This window comes from Streptomyces sp. NPDC047886 (genome assembly GCF_043204435.1).
In the GTDB taxonomy this organism is placed as follows: domain Bacteria; phylum Actinomycetota; class Actinomycetes; order Streptomycetales; family Streptomycetaceae; genus Streptomyces.
This window is the reverse complement of record NZ_JBIDCF010000013.1, coordinates 1-15,771: the sequence shown is the minus strand read 5'-3', so window position 1 is coordinate 15,771 and position 15,771 is coordinate 1. Positions and strand designations below refer to the sequence as shown.

General features: G+C 72.9%; 14 protein-coding genes. 5 read left to right on the top strand and 9 right to left on the bottom strand.

Annotation, left to right across the window (positions count from 1 at the left end; translation table 11 throughout):
• A complete protein-coding gene (locus ACGF5U_RS29365) occupies positions 1-426 on the top strand; it encodes a DUF742 domain-containing protein (RefSeq protein ID WP_392717516.1) in 426 nt (141 codons plus the stop codon).
• Entirely contained in the window at positions 407-1,015 is a 609-nt protein-coding gene (locus ACGF5U_RS29360; protein WP_392717514.1) for an ATP/GTP-binding protein, read from the top strand. The genes ACGF5U_RS29365 and ACGF5U_RS29360 overlap by 20 nt, the downstream gene beginning before the upstream one ends.
• A gap of 130 nt (positions 1,016-1,145) precedes the next feature.
• On the opposite strand, the gene glpK is transcribed toward ACGF5U_RS29360, so the two are convergent.
• The 6 genes from glpK to ACGF5U_RS29330 form a co-directional block, all read right to left on the bottom strand.
• Complete coding sequence (gene glpK, locus ACGF5U_RS29355; protein ID WP_392717512.1) at positions 1,146-2,669, bottom strand: glycerol kinase GlpK; 1,524 nt, start codon at positions 2,667-2,669, stop codon at positions 1,146-1,148.
• Between the two features lie 19 nt (positions 2,670-2,688).
• Positions 2,689-3,450: an MIP/aquaporin family protein gene (locus tag ACGF5U_RS29350; protein WP_392717510.1), complete on the bottom strand. Its 762-nt coding sequence runs from the start codon at positions 3,448-3,450 to the stop codon at positions 2,689-2,691.
• A 203-nt stretch (positions 3,451-3,653) separates the two neighbouring features.
• Positions 3,654-4,913, bottom strand: coding sequence for a lipid-transfer protein (locus ACGF5U_RS29345; RefSeq protein ID WP_392717508.1), 1,260 nt, complete (start codon positions 4,911-4,913; stop codon positions 3,654-3,656).
• Entirely contained in the window at positions 4,910-5,365 is a 456-nt protein-coding gene (locus ACGF5U_RS29340; RefSeq protein ID WP_392717506.1) for a Zn-ribbon domain-containing OB-fold protein, read from the bottom strand. Before ACGF5U_RS29340 ends, ACGF5U_RS29345 begins: the two co-directional genes overlap by 4 nt.
• Before the next feature lie 94 nt (positions 5,366-5,459).
• Complete coding sequence (locus ACGF5U_RS29335; RefSeq protein WP_392717504.1) at positions 5,460-5,807, bottom strand: Mpo1-like protein; 348 nt, start codon at positions 5,805-5,807, stop codon at positions 5,460-5,462.
• Positions 5,808-5,910: 103 nt separating this feature from the next.
• Positions 5,911-6,720 (bottom strand): M15 family metallopeptidase, encoded by an 810-nt coding sequence (locus ACGF5U_RS29330; protein WP_392717502.1) that lies wholly within the window; start codon positions 6,718-6,720, stop codon positions 5,911-5,913.
• Positions 6,721-6,764: 44 nt separating this feature from the next.
• Between ACGF5U_RS29330 and ACGF5U_RS29325 the strand changes: the two genes are divergently transcribed.
• Complete coding sequence (locus tag ACGF5U_RS29325) at positions 6,765-7,289, top strand: NUDIX domain-containing protein (RefSeq protein ID WP_392717500.1); 525 nt, start codon at positions 6,765-6,767, stop codon at positions 7,287-7,289.
• Between the two features lie 45 nt (positions 7,290-7,334).
• On the opposite strand, the gene ACGF5U_RS29320 is transcribed toward ACGF5U_RS29325, so the two are convergent.
• Entirely contained in the window at positions 7,335-9,782 is a 2,448-nt protein-coding gene (locus ACGF5U_RS29320) for a glycoside hydrolase family 31 protein (protein ID WP_392717498.1), read from the bottom strand.
• 214 nt (positions 9,783-9,996) lie between these two features.
• Between ACGF5U_RS29320 and ACGF5U_RS29315 the strand changes: the two genes are divergently transcribed.
• Together ACGF5U_RS29315 and ACGF5U_RS29310 are read left to right on the top strand one after the other, a co-directional pair.
• The gene (locus tag ACGF5U_RS29315; protein WP_392717496.1) at positions 9,997-12,000 is read left to right on the top strand and encodes an acetoacetate--CoA ligase; all 2,004 of its coding nucleotides are present in this window, start codon (positions 9,997-9,999) and stop codon (positions 11,998-12,000) included.
• A gap of 91 nt (positions 12,001-12,091) precedes the next feature.
• Entirely contained in the window at positions 12,092-12,985 is an 894-nt protein-coding gene (locus ACGF5U_RS29310) for a hypothetical protein (RefSeq protein WP_392717494.1), read from the top strand.
• Between the two features lie 155 nt (positions 12,986-13,140).
• Here ACGF5U_RS29310 and ptsP read toward each other — a convergent pair whose 3' ends face one another.
• Both ptsP and ACGF5U_RS29300 read right to left on the bottom strand, forming a co-directional pair.
• Entirely contained in the window at positions 13,141-14,811 is a 1,671-nt protein-coding gene (gene ptsP / locus ACGF5U_RS29305; RefSeq protein ID WP_392717492.1) for a phosphoenolpyruvate--protein phosphotransferase, read from the bottom strand.
• Positions 14,812-14,895: 84 nt separating this feature from the next.
• On the bottom strand, positions 14,896-15,345 hold the full coding sequence (locus tag ACGF5U_RS29300) for a PTS glucose transporter subunit IIA (RefSeq protein ID WP_392717490.1): 450 nt from the start codon (positions 15,343-15,345) through the stop codon (positions 14,896-14,898).
• Positions 15,346-15,771: the final 426 nt, after the last annotated feature.

Here is a 15,771-nt window from a genome sequence, read left to right as displayed (position 1 = left end):
ATGAGTGACGCAGCGGGCAGACACGGACGACGGAGTCGGTACGGCCAGGATCCGCACCACTGGTTCGACGCCGACGCGGGACCTGTCGTCCGTCCGTACGCGATGACACGCGGCCGGACCAGCAGCGCCACCCGCCACCGCCTGGACCTGATCGCGGTGGTCGTCCCCGAACCCGCGGCCGACGATCCCGGCCGCGACCAGACCCTCTCCCCGGAACACGTCGAGATCGTCGAGCGGTGCGGCGACCTCCCGCAGTCGATCGCCGAGCTCGCCGCCGGTCTCGACCTGCCCGTCGGGGTGGTGCGGGTCCTGGTCGGCGACCTCGTCGAGGAGCAGCTCGTCCATGTAACCCGTCCCGTTCCGCCGGCCGAGCTGCCGGATGTGAGCATTCTGCGTGAGGTGATCAATGGCCTTCGGGCGCTCTAGCCGCAAGAGTCCGCCGGTCGAGCCGGTGACGCTGAAGATCCTCGTCGCGGGCGGGTTCGGCGTGGGCAAGACCACCCTGGTGGGAGCGGTCAGCGAGATCCGGCCGCTGCGCACCGAGGAGTCGCTCACCGAGGCCGGCCGGCCCGTGGACGACCTCCAGGGCGTCGAGGGCAAGTCGACCACCACGGTGGCCATGGACTTCGGGCGCATCACGCTCCGGGACGACCTGGTGCTGTACCTCTTCGGCACGCCGGGACAGGACCGCTTCTGGTTCCTGTGGGACGAGCTGGCCCAGGGCGCCCTCGGCGCGGTGGTGCTCGCCGACACCCGGCGCCTTGAGGACTGTTTCGCGGCGATCGACTACTTCGAGCGGCGGCGCATCCCGTTCACGGTCGCCGTGAACCGCTTCGAGGGCGCGGAACAGTATCCGGCCGAGACCGTACGGGCGGCGCTCGACCTCGACCCGGAGGTGCCGTTGCTCACGACGGACGCGCGGGACCGCGAGTCCGTCAAGGAGGTGCTGGTCGCGGTCGTCCGGCACGCCATGACGTTCGCGGAGCACCCCCCGGAGCCGGTCGTCGCGGGTTGAGCGGGCGTGACACGCCCCCGACCTCACCGGCCGACCACGTGGCGGTGGACACGGCCCGGCTCGTACCCCGCGGGCGGGGTACGAGCCGTCGGCGCGGACGACGGCACCCCGCCCCGGCGACCGCCGGCGCCTACGGGGTGTCCGGCGACGCGTCCTCCTCGTGCCAGCCCATGCTGCGTTCCACCGCCTTGCGCCAGTTGGCGTACTCGCGTTCACGGACCCCGGCGGCCATGGCGGGCCGCCATTCCGCCTCGCGCCGCCAGTGCGTCCTCAGCTCGTCCAGGTCCGACCACACGCCCGTCGCCAGGCCCGCCGCGTAGGCGGCGCCCAGGCAGGTCGTCTCCGACACCCTCGGCCGGATCACCGGCACGCCCAGCACGTCCGCCTGGTGCTGCATCAGCAGGTTGTTGCCGGTCATGCCGCCGTCGACCTTGAGCGTGGTGATGCGGACGCCCGAGTCCTGGTACATGGCGTCGACCACCTCGCGCGTCTGCCAGCTCGTGGCCTCCAGCACCGCCCGCGCGAGGTGCGCCTTGGTCACGTACCGGGTGAGGCCGGTGACCACCCCGCGCGCGTCGGACCGCCAGTACGGGGCGTAGAGCCCGGAGAACGCCGGCACGATGTACGCGCCGCCGTTGTCCGCCACGCTCGCCGCCAGCGTCTCGATCTCGCCCGCGCTGCGGATGATGCCGAGCTGGTCCCGGAACCACTGCACGAGGGCGCCGGTGATGGCGATCGAGCCCTCCAGGCAGTAGACCGGCGCCTGGTCGCCGATCCGGTAGCCGACGGTCGTGATGAGCCCGTTCTTCGACGGCACAGGCCGGTCCCCGGTGTTGAGCAGCAGGAAGCTGCCGGTGCCGTACGTGTTCTTCGCCGTGCCCGTGTCGTAGCAGGCCTGGCCGAACACGGCGGCCTGCTGGTCGCCGAGCGCCGACGCCACGGGGACGCCCTGGAGCTGTCCGGTGGCTGTGCCGTACACCTCCGCCGACGACACGATGCGCGGCAGCATCGCCTCGGGCAGGTCCATGGCGGTGAGGATCGACGGGTCCCACTGGAGGGTCTCCAGGTCCATCAGCATCGTCCGCGACGCGTTGGTCACATCGGTGACGTGGACGCCGCCCTCTGTACCGCCCGTGAGGTTCCAGATCAGCCAGGAGTCGATGGTGCCGAAGGCGATCTCGCCGCGTTCGGCGCGGGCCCGCAGTCCGGGCACGTGGTCCAGCAGCCACGCCGCCTTGGGTCCGGAGAAGTAGCTGGCCAGTGGGAGGCCCGTGGCGTCGCGGAACCGGTCCTGCCCGTCGGTGCCGCCGAGTTCGGCGCAGAGCGCCGAGGTGCGGGTGTCCTGCCAGACGATCGCGTTGTGCACGGGTTTCCCGGTGGTCCGGTCCCACAGCACGGTCGTCTCGCGCTGGTTGGTGATGCCGAGCGCCGTGAGCCGGTCGGCGCGCAGGCCGGCCTTGGCGAGGGCGCCGGCGACCACGGCCTGGACCTTGGACCAGATCTCGGTGGCGTCGTGCTCGACCCAGCCGGGCCGGGGGAAGATCTGGCGGTGCTCGCGCTGGTCGACCGCGACGACGGCACCGGCCCGGTCGAAGATGATGCAGCGGCTGGACGTGGTGCCCTGGTCGATCGCTGCGACGAACGTGTCCGTCATGACAACCCCTTCGGTGGATTCAGAAGGCCGCGGTGAAGACGAGTCCGGCGATCACGCCGCCGAGGAGCGGTCCGGCCACCGGCACCCAGGCGTAACCCCAGTCGGACGTCCCCTTGTGGGGAATCGGCAGCACCGCGTGGGCGATGCGCGGGCCCAGGTCGCGGGCCGGGTTGATGGCGTAGCCGGTCGGGCCGCCGAGGGACAGGCCGATACCGACGACCAGCAGCGACACCAGCAGGATGGAGATGCCCGAGCCGTAGATGCCGGCGGTCTGCCCCGGTACCTGCCCGATGCCGATGCCGTCGTTCCTGCCGAAGGCGAGGATCGGCAGGACCAGTGCGACCGTCGCGATGGTCTCGGTGGTGAGGTTGGCGACCGGGTGGCGTACCTCGGGTGCCGTCGCGAAGACGCCGAGCGTCGGCCGCGCGTTCTTCTCGTCCGCGTTCGCCCGGAACTGCGCGTAGTAGACGAGCCAGGCGAGTACGGCGCCGAGCATCGCGCCGATGAGCTGCGCGAGCACGTACAGGGGCACCTTGTCCCAGTCGCCGGTGTCGACGGCGATGCCGACGGTCACCGCGGGGTTGAGGTGTCCGCCCGACAGCGGGGCCGCCGTGTACGCCCCGGCGAGCACGCCGAAGCCCCAGCCGAACGCGATGGCCACCCAGCCGGCGGCTCTCGCCTTGGAGAAGTCGAGGGTGACGGCGGCGCAGACGCCCGCTCCGAAGAGGATGAGGATCGCGGTGCCGATGATCTCACCGGCGAGGATGTCTCCATTGCTCATGGCGGCTCCTAGGCTCTCGCCCGGGGTCCGGTCGAGCCCCGGTCCTGCGTGCAGGCATGCGTGACGAGCGTGACGAGCGTGGGGGAGCAAGACGGGTGTGACGGTCGACGGTGAACGCGACGAACGCGGCGACGCCGACGAAGAGGCAGTTTTCACCGGTCATGACAGCCCGTCAAGGTCGCCGCACACGGCGGCGGCACCCTTCAGCGGACGACCACCACGGCCGACCCGTGCCCGAAGAGGCCCTGGTTCGCGGTGATTCCGGCTCGGGCCCCCGCCACCTGCCGGTCTCCCGCCGCGCCGCGCAGCTGCCAGGTCAGCTCGCACACCTGGGCGATGGCCTGGGCGGGCACCGCCTCGCCGAAGGAGGCCAGCCCGCCGCCGGCGTTCACCGGGAGCCGGCCGCCGAGCGCCGTGACGCCGTCCCGGACCAGCTTCGCGCCCTCGCCCTCCCGGCACAGGCCGAGATCCTCGTACCAGTCGAGCTCCAGCGCGGTGGACAGGTCGTACACCTCGGCGAGCGACAGGTCCTCAGGGCCGATGCCCGCCTCCTCGTACGCGGCCCGTGCGATGGACGCCCGGAACGACACGGGCCCCGGCGCCACGGCCGATGCCGACCCCGGCGCCGCGCCCGCCGTCGGCTCCGGGTCCACGGCCGCCTCCCGTTCCCGCACCGCCGCCGCCGAATCCGTGGCGATGTCCGGCAGGTCGAGCACCGTCCGGGGATAGCGGGGGGTGACCGTCGAGACGGCCCGGACCCGCACCGGGTCCGGCGCGCCGTGCCGGCGCGCGTACGCCAGCGACGACAGCACCAGCGCAGCCCCGCCGTCCGACGTCGCGCAGATGTCGAGCAGCCGCAACGGATCGGCCACCACCGGCGAGGCGGCCACCTCGGCCGCGGTCACCGGCCTGCGGTAGCGGGCGTACGGGTTCAGCGCCCCGGCCGCCGCGTTCTTCACCTTGACGAGGGCGAAGTCCTCCGGGGTGTCCCCGTGGAGGGCCATGCGGCGGCGGGCGTACAGGCCGAAGTACGCCGGGTTGGTCGCTCCGAGCACCCGGAACCGCAGCCAGTCCGGGTCGTCCGGCCGCTCCCCTCCGGGCGGCGCGAAGAACCCCTTGGGGGCCGCGTCGGCGCCCACCACCAGGACGGTGTCGGCCTCGCCCGCCAGGATCTGTGCCCGTGCGGTGGCGATGGCCTGGGCCCCCGACGCGCACGCCGCGTACACGCTGGTCACCCGCGCGCCCTGCCAGCCCAGCGCCCGCGCGAACGTCGCCCCCGCCACGTACCCCGGGTAGCCTCCGCGTACGGTGTCGGCGCCGACCACCGACCGTACGTCCCGCCAGTCGACGCCCGCGTCGGCCAGCGCGGCGCGCGCGGCCGCCACCCCGTACGCGGTGAAACCCCGCCCCCACTTGCCCCACGGGTGCATTCCCGCGCCGAGCACGGCGATGTCGTCGCTCATGACGCCACCGGCCGCCAGTGCCAGGTGGTCCACACGGTGTCCCGGGCGGCGTCCACGCCGAGAACTCCCGGGACGACCTCCACCTCCATGCCGACGGCCAGGTCGGCGACCCGCACGCCCGGCGCGGCCTGCCCCAGCACCACCATCGCCTCGGCGGCCAGCTCCACGGCGACGAGCGTGTACGGCTCCCAGGGCTCGGCGGGATCGGAGACGTACGGCGGCGGGGGCCGGTAGCGCCCGTCGGTGTACGACCAGACGCGCCCCCGCTTGGACAGCGGCACCTCCACCAGCTCGCCGCCCCGACCGCAGGCGGGATCCCGGCAGAAGGCGTCCTCGCGGGGGAAGAAGACCGCCGAACAGGCCGAGCAGCGCGTGCCCAGCAGCCGGAAGTCCTCCTCACCGGCGTCCGGGGTGAACCACCCCGCGACCACGGGTATGCGCGTCCGAGCCACGAGTGCCCTCCCGCCGACCGCTGTCCGGCCGCTGCCCGGCCGAGCCGCCCCCTGTTCCTGACGGTTCGTCAGGAAGAGGGGAAGTGTGCCACGGTCAGCCGTTCTCGGCGAGCCACTTGGCGGCGATCTCGGCCAGCTCCCGGTCCCGCCCCGCCAGCATCATCCGGATCATCCGCGCGTCACCCCGCAACGACCAGGCAGGATGCCCGAACGTGGCCGGGTTGTTCTTCTCGATCAGGAAATGCGCGGGCCAGGCCGTCCCGTAGCCGATCAGCGGCAGGGCCGCCGCGTACCGCCCACGCCCCCGCGCGAGGCCGTAGGCGGTCACCGCGAGCCCCGTCAGCGTCCCCGCCAGATGCACCCACCGCGTCGCCGCCCGCGAGTGCATCGCCACGTAGTACGGCCAGAACTCCTCGTACGAATCGAACGTCCGCTGCTCCATACGGGCACCGTAGACCCGGGCGGCCCCCTGTCAACGCCCGGGCGCCGCCCCCTGTCGGCGCCCGGCGCTGCCGGCCGGCGGGCGCCCGGTGCCGTCGGCGGCGTCAGTGCCCGGCGACCGAGCGCCGCGCCACCGGGAAGTCGAAGTACGTGTCGGGGAAGACCTCCGGCCTGTACGTGAAGTGCCACCACTCCTCCGGCAGGTTCACGAACCCCTGCGCCGCCAGCGCGCCCTTCAGCAACTGCCGGTTGGCCCGCCGCACCCCCTGGATCCGGGGATCCTCCGTGTGCGACAGCGTGTCGAAGCAGTCGAAACCGGTCCCCATGTCCACGGAGTCGTCCGGGAAGCGCTCCTCCCGCGGCGCGAAGCACTCCACCAGCGGCTCACCCGGCACAGGAGCACGGACGGGCGCCCGGGGCAGCCTCACCAGCGTCAGATCGACCGTCGACCCCCGGCTGTGCCCCGACTTCTCCGCGATGTACCCGTCGTCGAACAGCCGGGACTTGTCGACCCTCGGATAGAACTCCGCCTTCATCCGCTGGTCCTGGAGGTCCTTCGCCCACCGCACGAAGTGATCGACGGCCCGCTGCGGCCGGTAGCAGTCGTACACCTTGAGCGAGTAGCCCTGGCGCAGCAGCCGCACCTGCGCCCGGTGCAGCGCCCGCGCGGCGGGCCGGGTCAGCAGGCACACCGGCTGCCGGTACCCGTCCACGGGCTCGCCCAGGAAATTGTGCGCCGTGGTGTAGCGCATCTCCTGAAGGATCGTCGGATCGACCGACCGCAGCGCCACGAACTCCTCGGGAGCCTTCGGCTCGGGACGGGCGTGCGCGGCCGGCGCGGCGGCCGGCACGGCGAGCAGACCGGCGGTCGCGGCCGCCGCGAGGGCACGGAGAGCGCAGGCAAGTCCTGTCATGCACACCGTCTACCAGGTGATCGCCTGTCGGTACAGTCCGCCACGTGACCGACACCTACTGCACCGCCTGCGGCGCCCCCCACCCCGCCGGCGCCGACTGGCCCCGCACCTGCCCCTCCTGCGGTACGACCGCCTACCGCAACCCCCTCCCCGTCGCCGTCGCCCTGCTCCCCGCGACCGACCCGCACGGCACCGGGCTGGTCGTCATCACCCGCACCATCGAACCGCGCCGGGGCGGCGTCGCGCTGCCCGGCGGGTTCATCGACCACGCCGAGGACTGGCGGGACGCGGTGGTACGCGAACTCCGCGAGGAGACCGGCATCGAGGCGTCCGCCCACGACGTACGCCTCGCCGACGCGATGAGCTCGCCCGCCGGCCACCTCCTGCTCTTCGGGCTCCTCCCCGGCCGCCCGGCCGCCGCGCTCCCGCCCACCACGCCCACCCCCGAGACGACCGGCTACCACCTGCTCCAGCACCCTGTCGAGCTCGCGTTCCCCCTGCACACGCGGGCGGTACGGAACTGGTTCGCGGGGGAGTACGACACGCACGGGCCCGCCCGTCGCCCCTGACGCCTGGCACGTCCGCCCGTCGCCCATGGGCAGGTGCCGTACGGCTCAGGCCGGGGCGCCGCCCGATCCCGATCCCCGCTCCGATCCCGATCCCCGCTCCGGCCCCGCCCCCCGCTCCGGCCCCGGCTCCAACCCCCGCACCCGTACGGGCACACCGCCCTGCCCCACCGCCTCCGTGCCCTCGTCCGTCACCCGCTCCACCACCACCCCGCCGTCCCCCCACCGCGACACATACCGCTCGATCCCCGCCCGCTCCCACCCGTCACCCGCGTCCCGCACGACCAGCCCGCCACCCGTCCGCCCGGGCGCCGGAGCCCACACCTCCAACTCGTCCGCCCCGTCCTCCCCCCGCACCGGAATCACCGCACCCGCCCGCGCGAGCACCGGAATACGCGACAGCGGCGCCTCCAGCAGCACCTGACCCGGCCCCTCGTACGCCCGGCCCGTCAGCGTGTCGTACCACCGCCCGCGCGGCAGCCGCACCGCCCGCCGATCCGTGCCCCGCGTGAGCACCGGCGCCACCAGCAGCGCGTCCCCCAGCAGGAAGGCGTCCTCACAGTCCCTCAGGGCCCGGTCCTCCGGCGCCCCCCACCACAGCGGCCGCACATAGGGGGCGCCCGTCAGCCGCGCCAACTGCGCGAGCGTCACGAAATACGGGCGCAGCCGCTCCCGCTCGGCCAGCGCCACGCGCGCGTACTCCAGGACCTTCGGCCCGAACTCCCACGGTTCCCGCCGCCCGGCGTCGATCGCCGCATGCGTACGGAACAGCGGCAGCCACGCCCCGAGCTGGAACCACCGAAGGAACAGCTCCGGCGACGGGTCCCCGTCGAAACCGCCCACATCCGGCCCCGAATACGGCACCCCGCACAGGCCGAGCCCCAGCACCAGCGACAGCGACGCCCGCAGCCCCGGCCAGCCGGTCGACACATCACCCGACCACGTCCCGCCGTACCGCTGCATCCCCGCCCATCCGGACCGCGAGAACAGGAACGGCCGCTCCTCCGGCCGCAGCCGCCGAAGCCCCTCGTACCCGGCCCGCGCCATCAGCAGCCCGTACACGTTGTGCGCCTCGCGGTGGTCACCGCCCCGGCCGTCCAGCGCGTGCCGCGCCGACCTGGGCAGCGTCATGTCACCGAACGGAGTGAACGACACCGGCTCGTTCATGTCGTGCCACACCCCCGAGAACCCCTGCGCGAGCCGCTCCGCGTACAGACCGCCCCACCACTCCCGTACCGCCGGATCCGTGAAATCCGGGTACGCGCACTCACCCGGCCACACCACCCCCCGCACCTCGCCGCCCCGCGCGTCCCGCACGAACGCCCCCCGCGCCCCCACCCCCAGCCCCGCCTCGTACACCGCGTCGCCGGGCTCCGCCTTCACCCCCGGATCGACGATCGACACCAGCCGCACCCCCCGCTCCCGCAGCTCCGCCGCCAGGCCCGGCAGATCCGGGAACCGCTCCAGGTCCACCGTGAACACCCGGTGCGCGTCGTAGTGGTCGATGTCCAGGTGCAGCACCGACAGCGGCAGGTCCCGCTCCTGGTACCCGGCCAGCACCCGCCGCACCTCCTTCTCCGTACCGAACCCCCACCGCGCGTGCTGCGGCCCCAGCGCCCACGAGGGCGGCAGCGCCGGCGCGCCCGTCAGCGCCGCCCACCCGTGCAGCACCCGCGCGGGCGTCCCCACCACCACCCAGCAGCGCAGCGGACCCCCGCCCATCCGCAGCTCGCTCGCACCCGGCCGGTCATGCCCCGACCCGGCCCCCTCCTCGCCCTCCCGCAACGTCACCTGGCCGTCCCAGGTGTTGTCGTGGAACGCCAGATGCGTGCCGGCGTCCGACACCACCAGCTGCACCGGCATCGTGATGTACAGCGGGTCGTCACCCGGCGCGAAACCGCCCCGCGGATCGGTGTTCCACAGCCGGTACACCCCGTCCCGCAGCCTCGGCCCCGACGCCCGGCCGCCCAGCCCGAAGAACCGCGCGTCCGCCGGCACCTCGGACCGCTGCACCCACCGCGCGGGACCGCCACCCTCCGGCTCCCACCACCGCGGCGGCAGATCCCGCCGCAACACCACCCCGCCCGGCGTACGCACCTCCACGGCACCGTTGCGCGACACCGCGACCGTCACCCGCTCGGCCACCACCCGCCAGCCGCCGTCCATGTCCGGCTCCAGCACCGCCCGCGGATCCGGCTCCGGCGGCTCACCCGCCAGCGCGTACGACGGCAGCGGCCCCGCACCGTCCCACCCCCAGAAGACCGTCCCCCCGCTCGACACGCACACCCGCAGCTCGGACCGGGCGTACCGCACGACACCCCCGCCCGGCATCGGCTCCACCCCCTGCACAGGGCCGGGCACCCGCGCCCGCTCCGCCCCCCGGGGCCGCAGCCCCCACGCGTCCGCCCGCCGCTGCCGCCACGCAGACCGCATGGCCCGCAGCCCCCGCACCCTGCCGAAGACCCACACCGAACGCACCAGCTCACGACCGTCCATGTCGATCACCCTGCCACCCGGCCGGGGGTGCACGGGAGGCGTTCAACCGGCGTTCACCCGTGGTGGGGCCACGTGTTCAACTGGCCGACCATGGGTGGGCAACCCTGGTGCGAACAACGATCACATGGCATCGTCCCTGTCAGCCGCGTCACGCGCACACCCCAGCCCGTGCGCGGGACACACGCAGATCCGCGTACAGCCAGGGAGCAACCCCATGACGCAAGCGACAGCGCACTCCGAGCAGCCCGAGCCGCTCTGGCAGCCGGACCAGGACCGCATCGCCTCCGCCGCGGTCACCCGCTTCCAGGCATGGGCCGCCGAGCGGCACGGCGCCCCCGCCACCGGCGGCTACCCGGCGCTCCACCGCTGGTCGACCGACCACCTCGACACCTTCTGGAAGGCCGTCGCCGAGTGGTTCGACATCCGCTTCGCCACCCCGTACGAACGCGTCATCGGCGACCGTGCCATGCCCGGCGCCCAGTGGTTCCCCGGCGCCACCCTCAACTACGCCGAACACGCGCTGCGGGCCGCCGCCGAGCGCCCCGACGCACCCGCGCTGCTCCACGTCGACGAGACCCACGAGCCGGCCCCCGTCACCTGGGCCGAGCTCCGCCGCCAGGTCGGCGCCCTCGCCGCCGAACTCCGCGCCCTCGGCGTACGCCCCGGCGACCGCGTCAGCGGCTACCTGCCCAACATCCCGCAAGCCGTCACCGCACTCCTCGCCACCGCCGCCGTCGGCGCCGTCTGGACCTCCTGCGCACCCGACTTCGGCGCCCGCAGCGTCCTGGACCGCTTCCAGCAGGTCGAACCCGTCGTCCTCTTCACCGTCGACGGCTACCGCTACGGCGGCAAGGAGCACGACCGCCGCGACACCGTCGCCGAACTCCGCCGCGAACTGCCCACCCTCCGCGCCGTCGTGCACATCCCGCTCCTCGGCACCGAGGCCCCCGAAGGGACCCTCGCCTGGTCCGACCTCACCGCCGGGCACGCCGAACCGCACTTCGAGCAGGTCCCCTTCGACCACCCCCTGTGGGTCCTGTACTCCTCCGGCACCACCGGCCTGCCCAAGGCGATCGTCCAGTCCCAGGGCGGCATCCTCGTGGAACACCTCAAGCAGCTGGGCCTGCACTGCGACCTCGGCCCCGACGACCGGTTCTTCTGGTACACCTCCACCGGCTGGATGATGTGGAACTTCCTCGTCTCCGGCCTCCTCACCGGCACCACCGTCGTCCTGTACGACGGCAGCCCCGGCCACCCCGACACCGGCGCCCAGTGGCGGGTCGCCGAACGCACCGGCGCCACCCTCTACGGCACCTCCGCCGCGTACGTCATGGCCTGCCGCAAAGCCGGCGTCCACCCGTCCCGCGACCACGACCTGTCGAAGATCAAATGCGTCGCCACCACGGGCTCCCCGCTCCCGCCCGACGGCTTCCGCTGGCTCCACGACGAGTTCGCCGAGAACGGCGCCGACCTCTGGATCGCCTCGGTCAGCGGCGGCACCGACGTCTGCAGCTGCTTCGCCGGAGCCGTACCCACCCTCCCCGTGCACATCGGCGAGCTCCAGGCCGCCTGCCTCGGCACCGACCTCCAGGCATGGGACCCGCACGGCAAGCCCGTCATCGGCGAGGTCGGCGAACTCGTCGTCACCAACCCCATGCCGTCCATGCCGATCCACTTCTGGAACGACCCCGACGGCAGCCGCTACCGCGACAGCTACTTCGAGATGTACCCCGGCGTCTGGCGCCACGGGGACTGGATCACCATCACCGACCACGGCTCCGTCGTCATCCACGGCCGCTCCGACTCCACCCTCAACCGCCAGGGCGTCCGCATGGGCAGCGCCGACATCTACGAGGCGGTCGAGCGCCTCCCCGAGATCCGCGAATCCCTCGTCATCGGCCTGGAGGAACCCGACGGCGGCTACTGGATGCCGCTCTTCGTCCACCTCGCCGAAGGAGCCACCCTCGACGACGACCTGATCGCCCGACTCAAGCGGACGATCCGCAGCGAGCTCTCGCCGCGCCACGTCCCCGACGAGATCATCGAAGTCCCCGGCGTCCCCCACACCCTCACCGGCAAGCGCATCGAGGTCCCCGTCAAACGACTCCTCCAGGGCACCGCCCTCGCCAAGGCCGTCAACCCGGGATCCGTCGACAACCTCGACCTGCTCCGGTTCTACGAGGACCTCGCCCGCCAGCGCGCCAAAGCCCGGCAGTAGACCGCGGCGGACCACCGACCGCCACGGCCGAACCGCCACTGTCAGTCCCCCTGATTACTCTGAGTGAACATCGATCGACTCAGGGGGACACATGGCGCACACCGAGAACACCACATCCCTGCGGCGGGCGCTGCGCCGCGAGGTTCCGTGCACCGTCGGCCTGCTCGCCGACGAACAGGACTTCGCGGCCATGCGCCGCTACCGCTCCTTCACCTTCGACGACCACACGACCTATCTCCACCACGTCGAGGCCCTGCTCAAGACCCTCGCCTCCCAGGGCGGCCACACCACCGTCGCCCTCTTCGACCCGGAGGACTACGCCGCGTACTGCACCGAGACGGGCCTCGACCCCGACCACCCCGGCAGCCGCAGCCGCTACACCGCCGAGATCGCCGCCACCGGAGCCTGCGTCCCCTATACGGGCCAGCCCATCGACCGACTCGTCCCGCTCCTCGTCAACCACACCGTCCGCCACACCACCTGCGCGTACGCGACGATGCTGCTCGCCGACGCCGGCGAGTGCGCCGACTGCGGCCAGGACATCGGCCGGGCCGCCTTCGACCAGGCGTCCCGGGCGCTGCTCGCCCTCCTCGACAAGGCGGGACCCGGCTCCCACCACCTGGTGTGCAGCATCCCCGCCGCCGACCAGCAGCTCCTGGCGGTCCTCCACACCGACCGCGACACGGCGGGCCCCGCGCGGCTGGACTCCACCGAAGCCACCCAGTTCGTCACCGTCCTCGCGGCGGGAATCGCCCTGGCCACCCCCGGAGGACTCGTCCTGCGCACCAGCGCCCCCGCGGCACCCGACCGGCTCCACGGCTGGCGCCTCGACCGAGGCCGGCTCGTCCCCCTCGGCGAAGCCGAGGTCTTCAGCGCCTACTGCACCGACGCCGACACCGGCGAACCCCTCTCCCCGGAGCCCGGCGTCGAATACCGCGCGGGCTTCGACCTCGCCCCCGACGACGGCCGTCCGACCCACCACTGAGAGCCGACCGGCCCACCGGTTCCGAGGACCGACCGGGCACTGCACCGACCGGGCACGAGGACGACCGGGCCAAAGGAGGAGGGGCCCTCCCGCGTCAACGGAAGGGCCCCTCCACACTCATCACTCAGGTGACACCCGGATGCCACCGACGTGGCTCACTCGCCGGACAGCACCGCCTGCGCGGCGAGCCGCGCCTCCTCGGCCGAGTCCGCCGCACGCGCGGCCGCCGCGGCGCGCTCGCACTGCGCCAGCGTGTACTTGGCCAGCGTCGCCCGCACATACGGAAGAGACGCCGCACCCATCGACAGCGAGGTCACACCCAGACCCGTCAGCACACAGGCCAGCAGCGGATCGGAGGCCGCCTCACCACAGACACCGCAGCTCTTGCCCTCGGCCCGCGCGGCATCCGCCGACAGCGCGACCAGGTCCAGCAGCGCCGGCTGCCACGGATCCTGCAGCCGGGACACCGCGCCCACCTGCCGGTCCGCAGCGAACGTGTACTGCGCCAGGTCGTTCGTGCCCAGCGACAGGAACTCCACCTCCTGGAGGATGGAGCGCGCCCGCAGCGCGGCGGACGGGATCTCCACCATCGCCCCGAACTTCGCCCGCAGCCCCGCCTCACGGCACGCGTCCGCGAACGCCTTCGCGTCCAGCCGGTCCGCCACCATCGGCGCCATGACCTCGAGGTACACGGGCAGCCCCTCGGCCGCCTTCGCCAGCGCGGTCAGCTGCGTCCGCAGGACCTCCGGGTGGTCGAGCAGCGTCCGCAGCCCCCGCACACCGAGCGCCGGGTTCGGCTCGTCCGCCGGCGTCAGGAAGTCGAGCGGCTTGTCCGCGCCCGCGTCCAGCACCCGCACGACGACACGACCCTCGGGGAAGGCCTCCAGCACCTTCCGGTACGCCTCGACCTGCTTCTCCTCCGACGGCGCCTGCTTGCTGTCGTCCAGGAACAGGAACTCCGTACGGAACAGCCCGACGCCCTCGGCACCCGCCTCCACCGCGGCGGCCACGTCGCCGGGACCGCCCACGTTCGCGAGCAGCGGCATCCTGTGCCCGTCCGACGTCGCACCCGGCCCGGTCGAAGCGGCCAGCACGGCCTTCCGCTCGGCCGCCGCACGCTCCAGCTCCGCGCGCTTCTCGTCGCTCGGCTCCACGAAGATTTCACCGGTGCTGCCGTCCACCGCGATCACGGTGCCCTCGGCGATCTCACCCGCGCCCGGCAGCGCCACCACGGCCGGCACTCCCAGCGCACGCGCCAGGATGGCGCTGTGGCTGGTCGGCCCACCCTCCTCGGTCACGAAACCCAGCACCAGCGTCGGGTCGAGCAGCGCCGTGTCGGCCGGCGCCAGATCCCGCGCGATCAGTACGTACGGCTCGTCACTGTCCGGCACACCCGGCATCGGCACGCCCAGCAGCCGCGCCACGATCCGGTTCCGTACGTCGTCCAGGTCCGCGACCCGCCCGGCCAGGTACTCCCCGGCACCGGCCAGCAGCGCCCGGTAGGCGGCGAACGCGTCGTACACGGCACGCTCCGCCGTACTGCCCACCACGATGCGCCGTTCGACGTCGGCCATCAGCTCCGGGTCCTGGGCCATCATGGCCTGGGCCTCCAGCACGGCCTGCGCCTCGCCGCCCGCGAGATTGCCCCGCGCTATCAGGTCGGCCGCCACGGCCTCGACCGCCTGGCGGGCGCGCCCCTGTTCGCGCTCCGCCTCCTCGGCCGGAATCTGCTTGGCGGGCGGCTCCAGCACGGCCGTACCCATGTGCCGTACCTCGCCGATCGCCACGCCGTGACTCACACCGACGCCTCGCAGCGTTGTCTCCATCTCACCGTCTCCGATTGAGCGGCGGCCCGAGCCGCCGCATGCGAATGTCGAGCCCGCTGCTGCCCCCGTCGGGCAGCAGTGACGTTACTGCCAGCTGAAGAGGGCGTCGCCCGCCTTGACGTCGCCCTCCTCGACCAGGGCGGCCAGCGTGTCCGGGGTGGCTTCCAGGGCGACGATCGGGCAGATCGGGGACTTGCCCGCGGCCTCGACCTCGGCCGGGTTCCAGCGGACGATCTCCTGACCGCGCGTGACGGTGTCGCCCTTGGCGATGAGCAGCTCGAAGCCCTCACCGTTCAGCTGGACGGTGTCGATACCGAGGTGGGTCAGCACTCCGTGGCCTTCGGCGTCGACGACGACGAAGGCGTGCGGGTGCAGAGAGACCACGACCCCGTCGACCGGCGCGACAGCGGCGGACGGCTCGCGCACGGGATCGATGGCGGTACCGGGGCCGACCATCGACCCGGAGAACACGGGATCCGGCACAGCGGCGAGCCCGATGGCACGTCCAGTCAGCGGTGACGTCACGGTCGTCATGGGGAGCCTCCCAGGGGGGCGGAGATACGGTGTCGCCGTCACTACCTGTCCCGGACGGCGTACTTTCAGAAGCCTAAGTCATAGGAAGTCCCAGTTCCGCACGAGAGGTACTACTTGGCGGGCCTCGGGACTACCAGAAACGGTTTGCCTCGACTACCGGCGGCATGTACTGTCGTACCCCTGCTTGACCCCGACGCGACTCTGAGTCGGAGGCCGGCAGCGTCTGTGAGCCGAGATCCTAACTGGTCTACACCACTTCTGGTCTACACCTCTGTGCAGTCATGCGTCGAGGGCGTGGTCAGGAGGACGGAAAAGGCCTGATAGAGTCGGCACCGCCGGAAAGGGAAACGCGAAAGCGAAGAACAGCCCGGCAGCCCGCTCCAGCGGGTGGCGGAAACGGAAAACGGATCTGCTAAGCTGGAAACA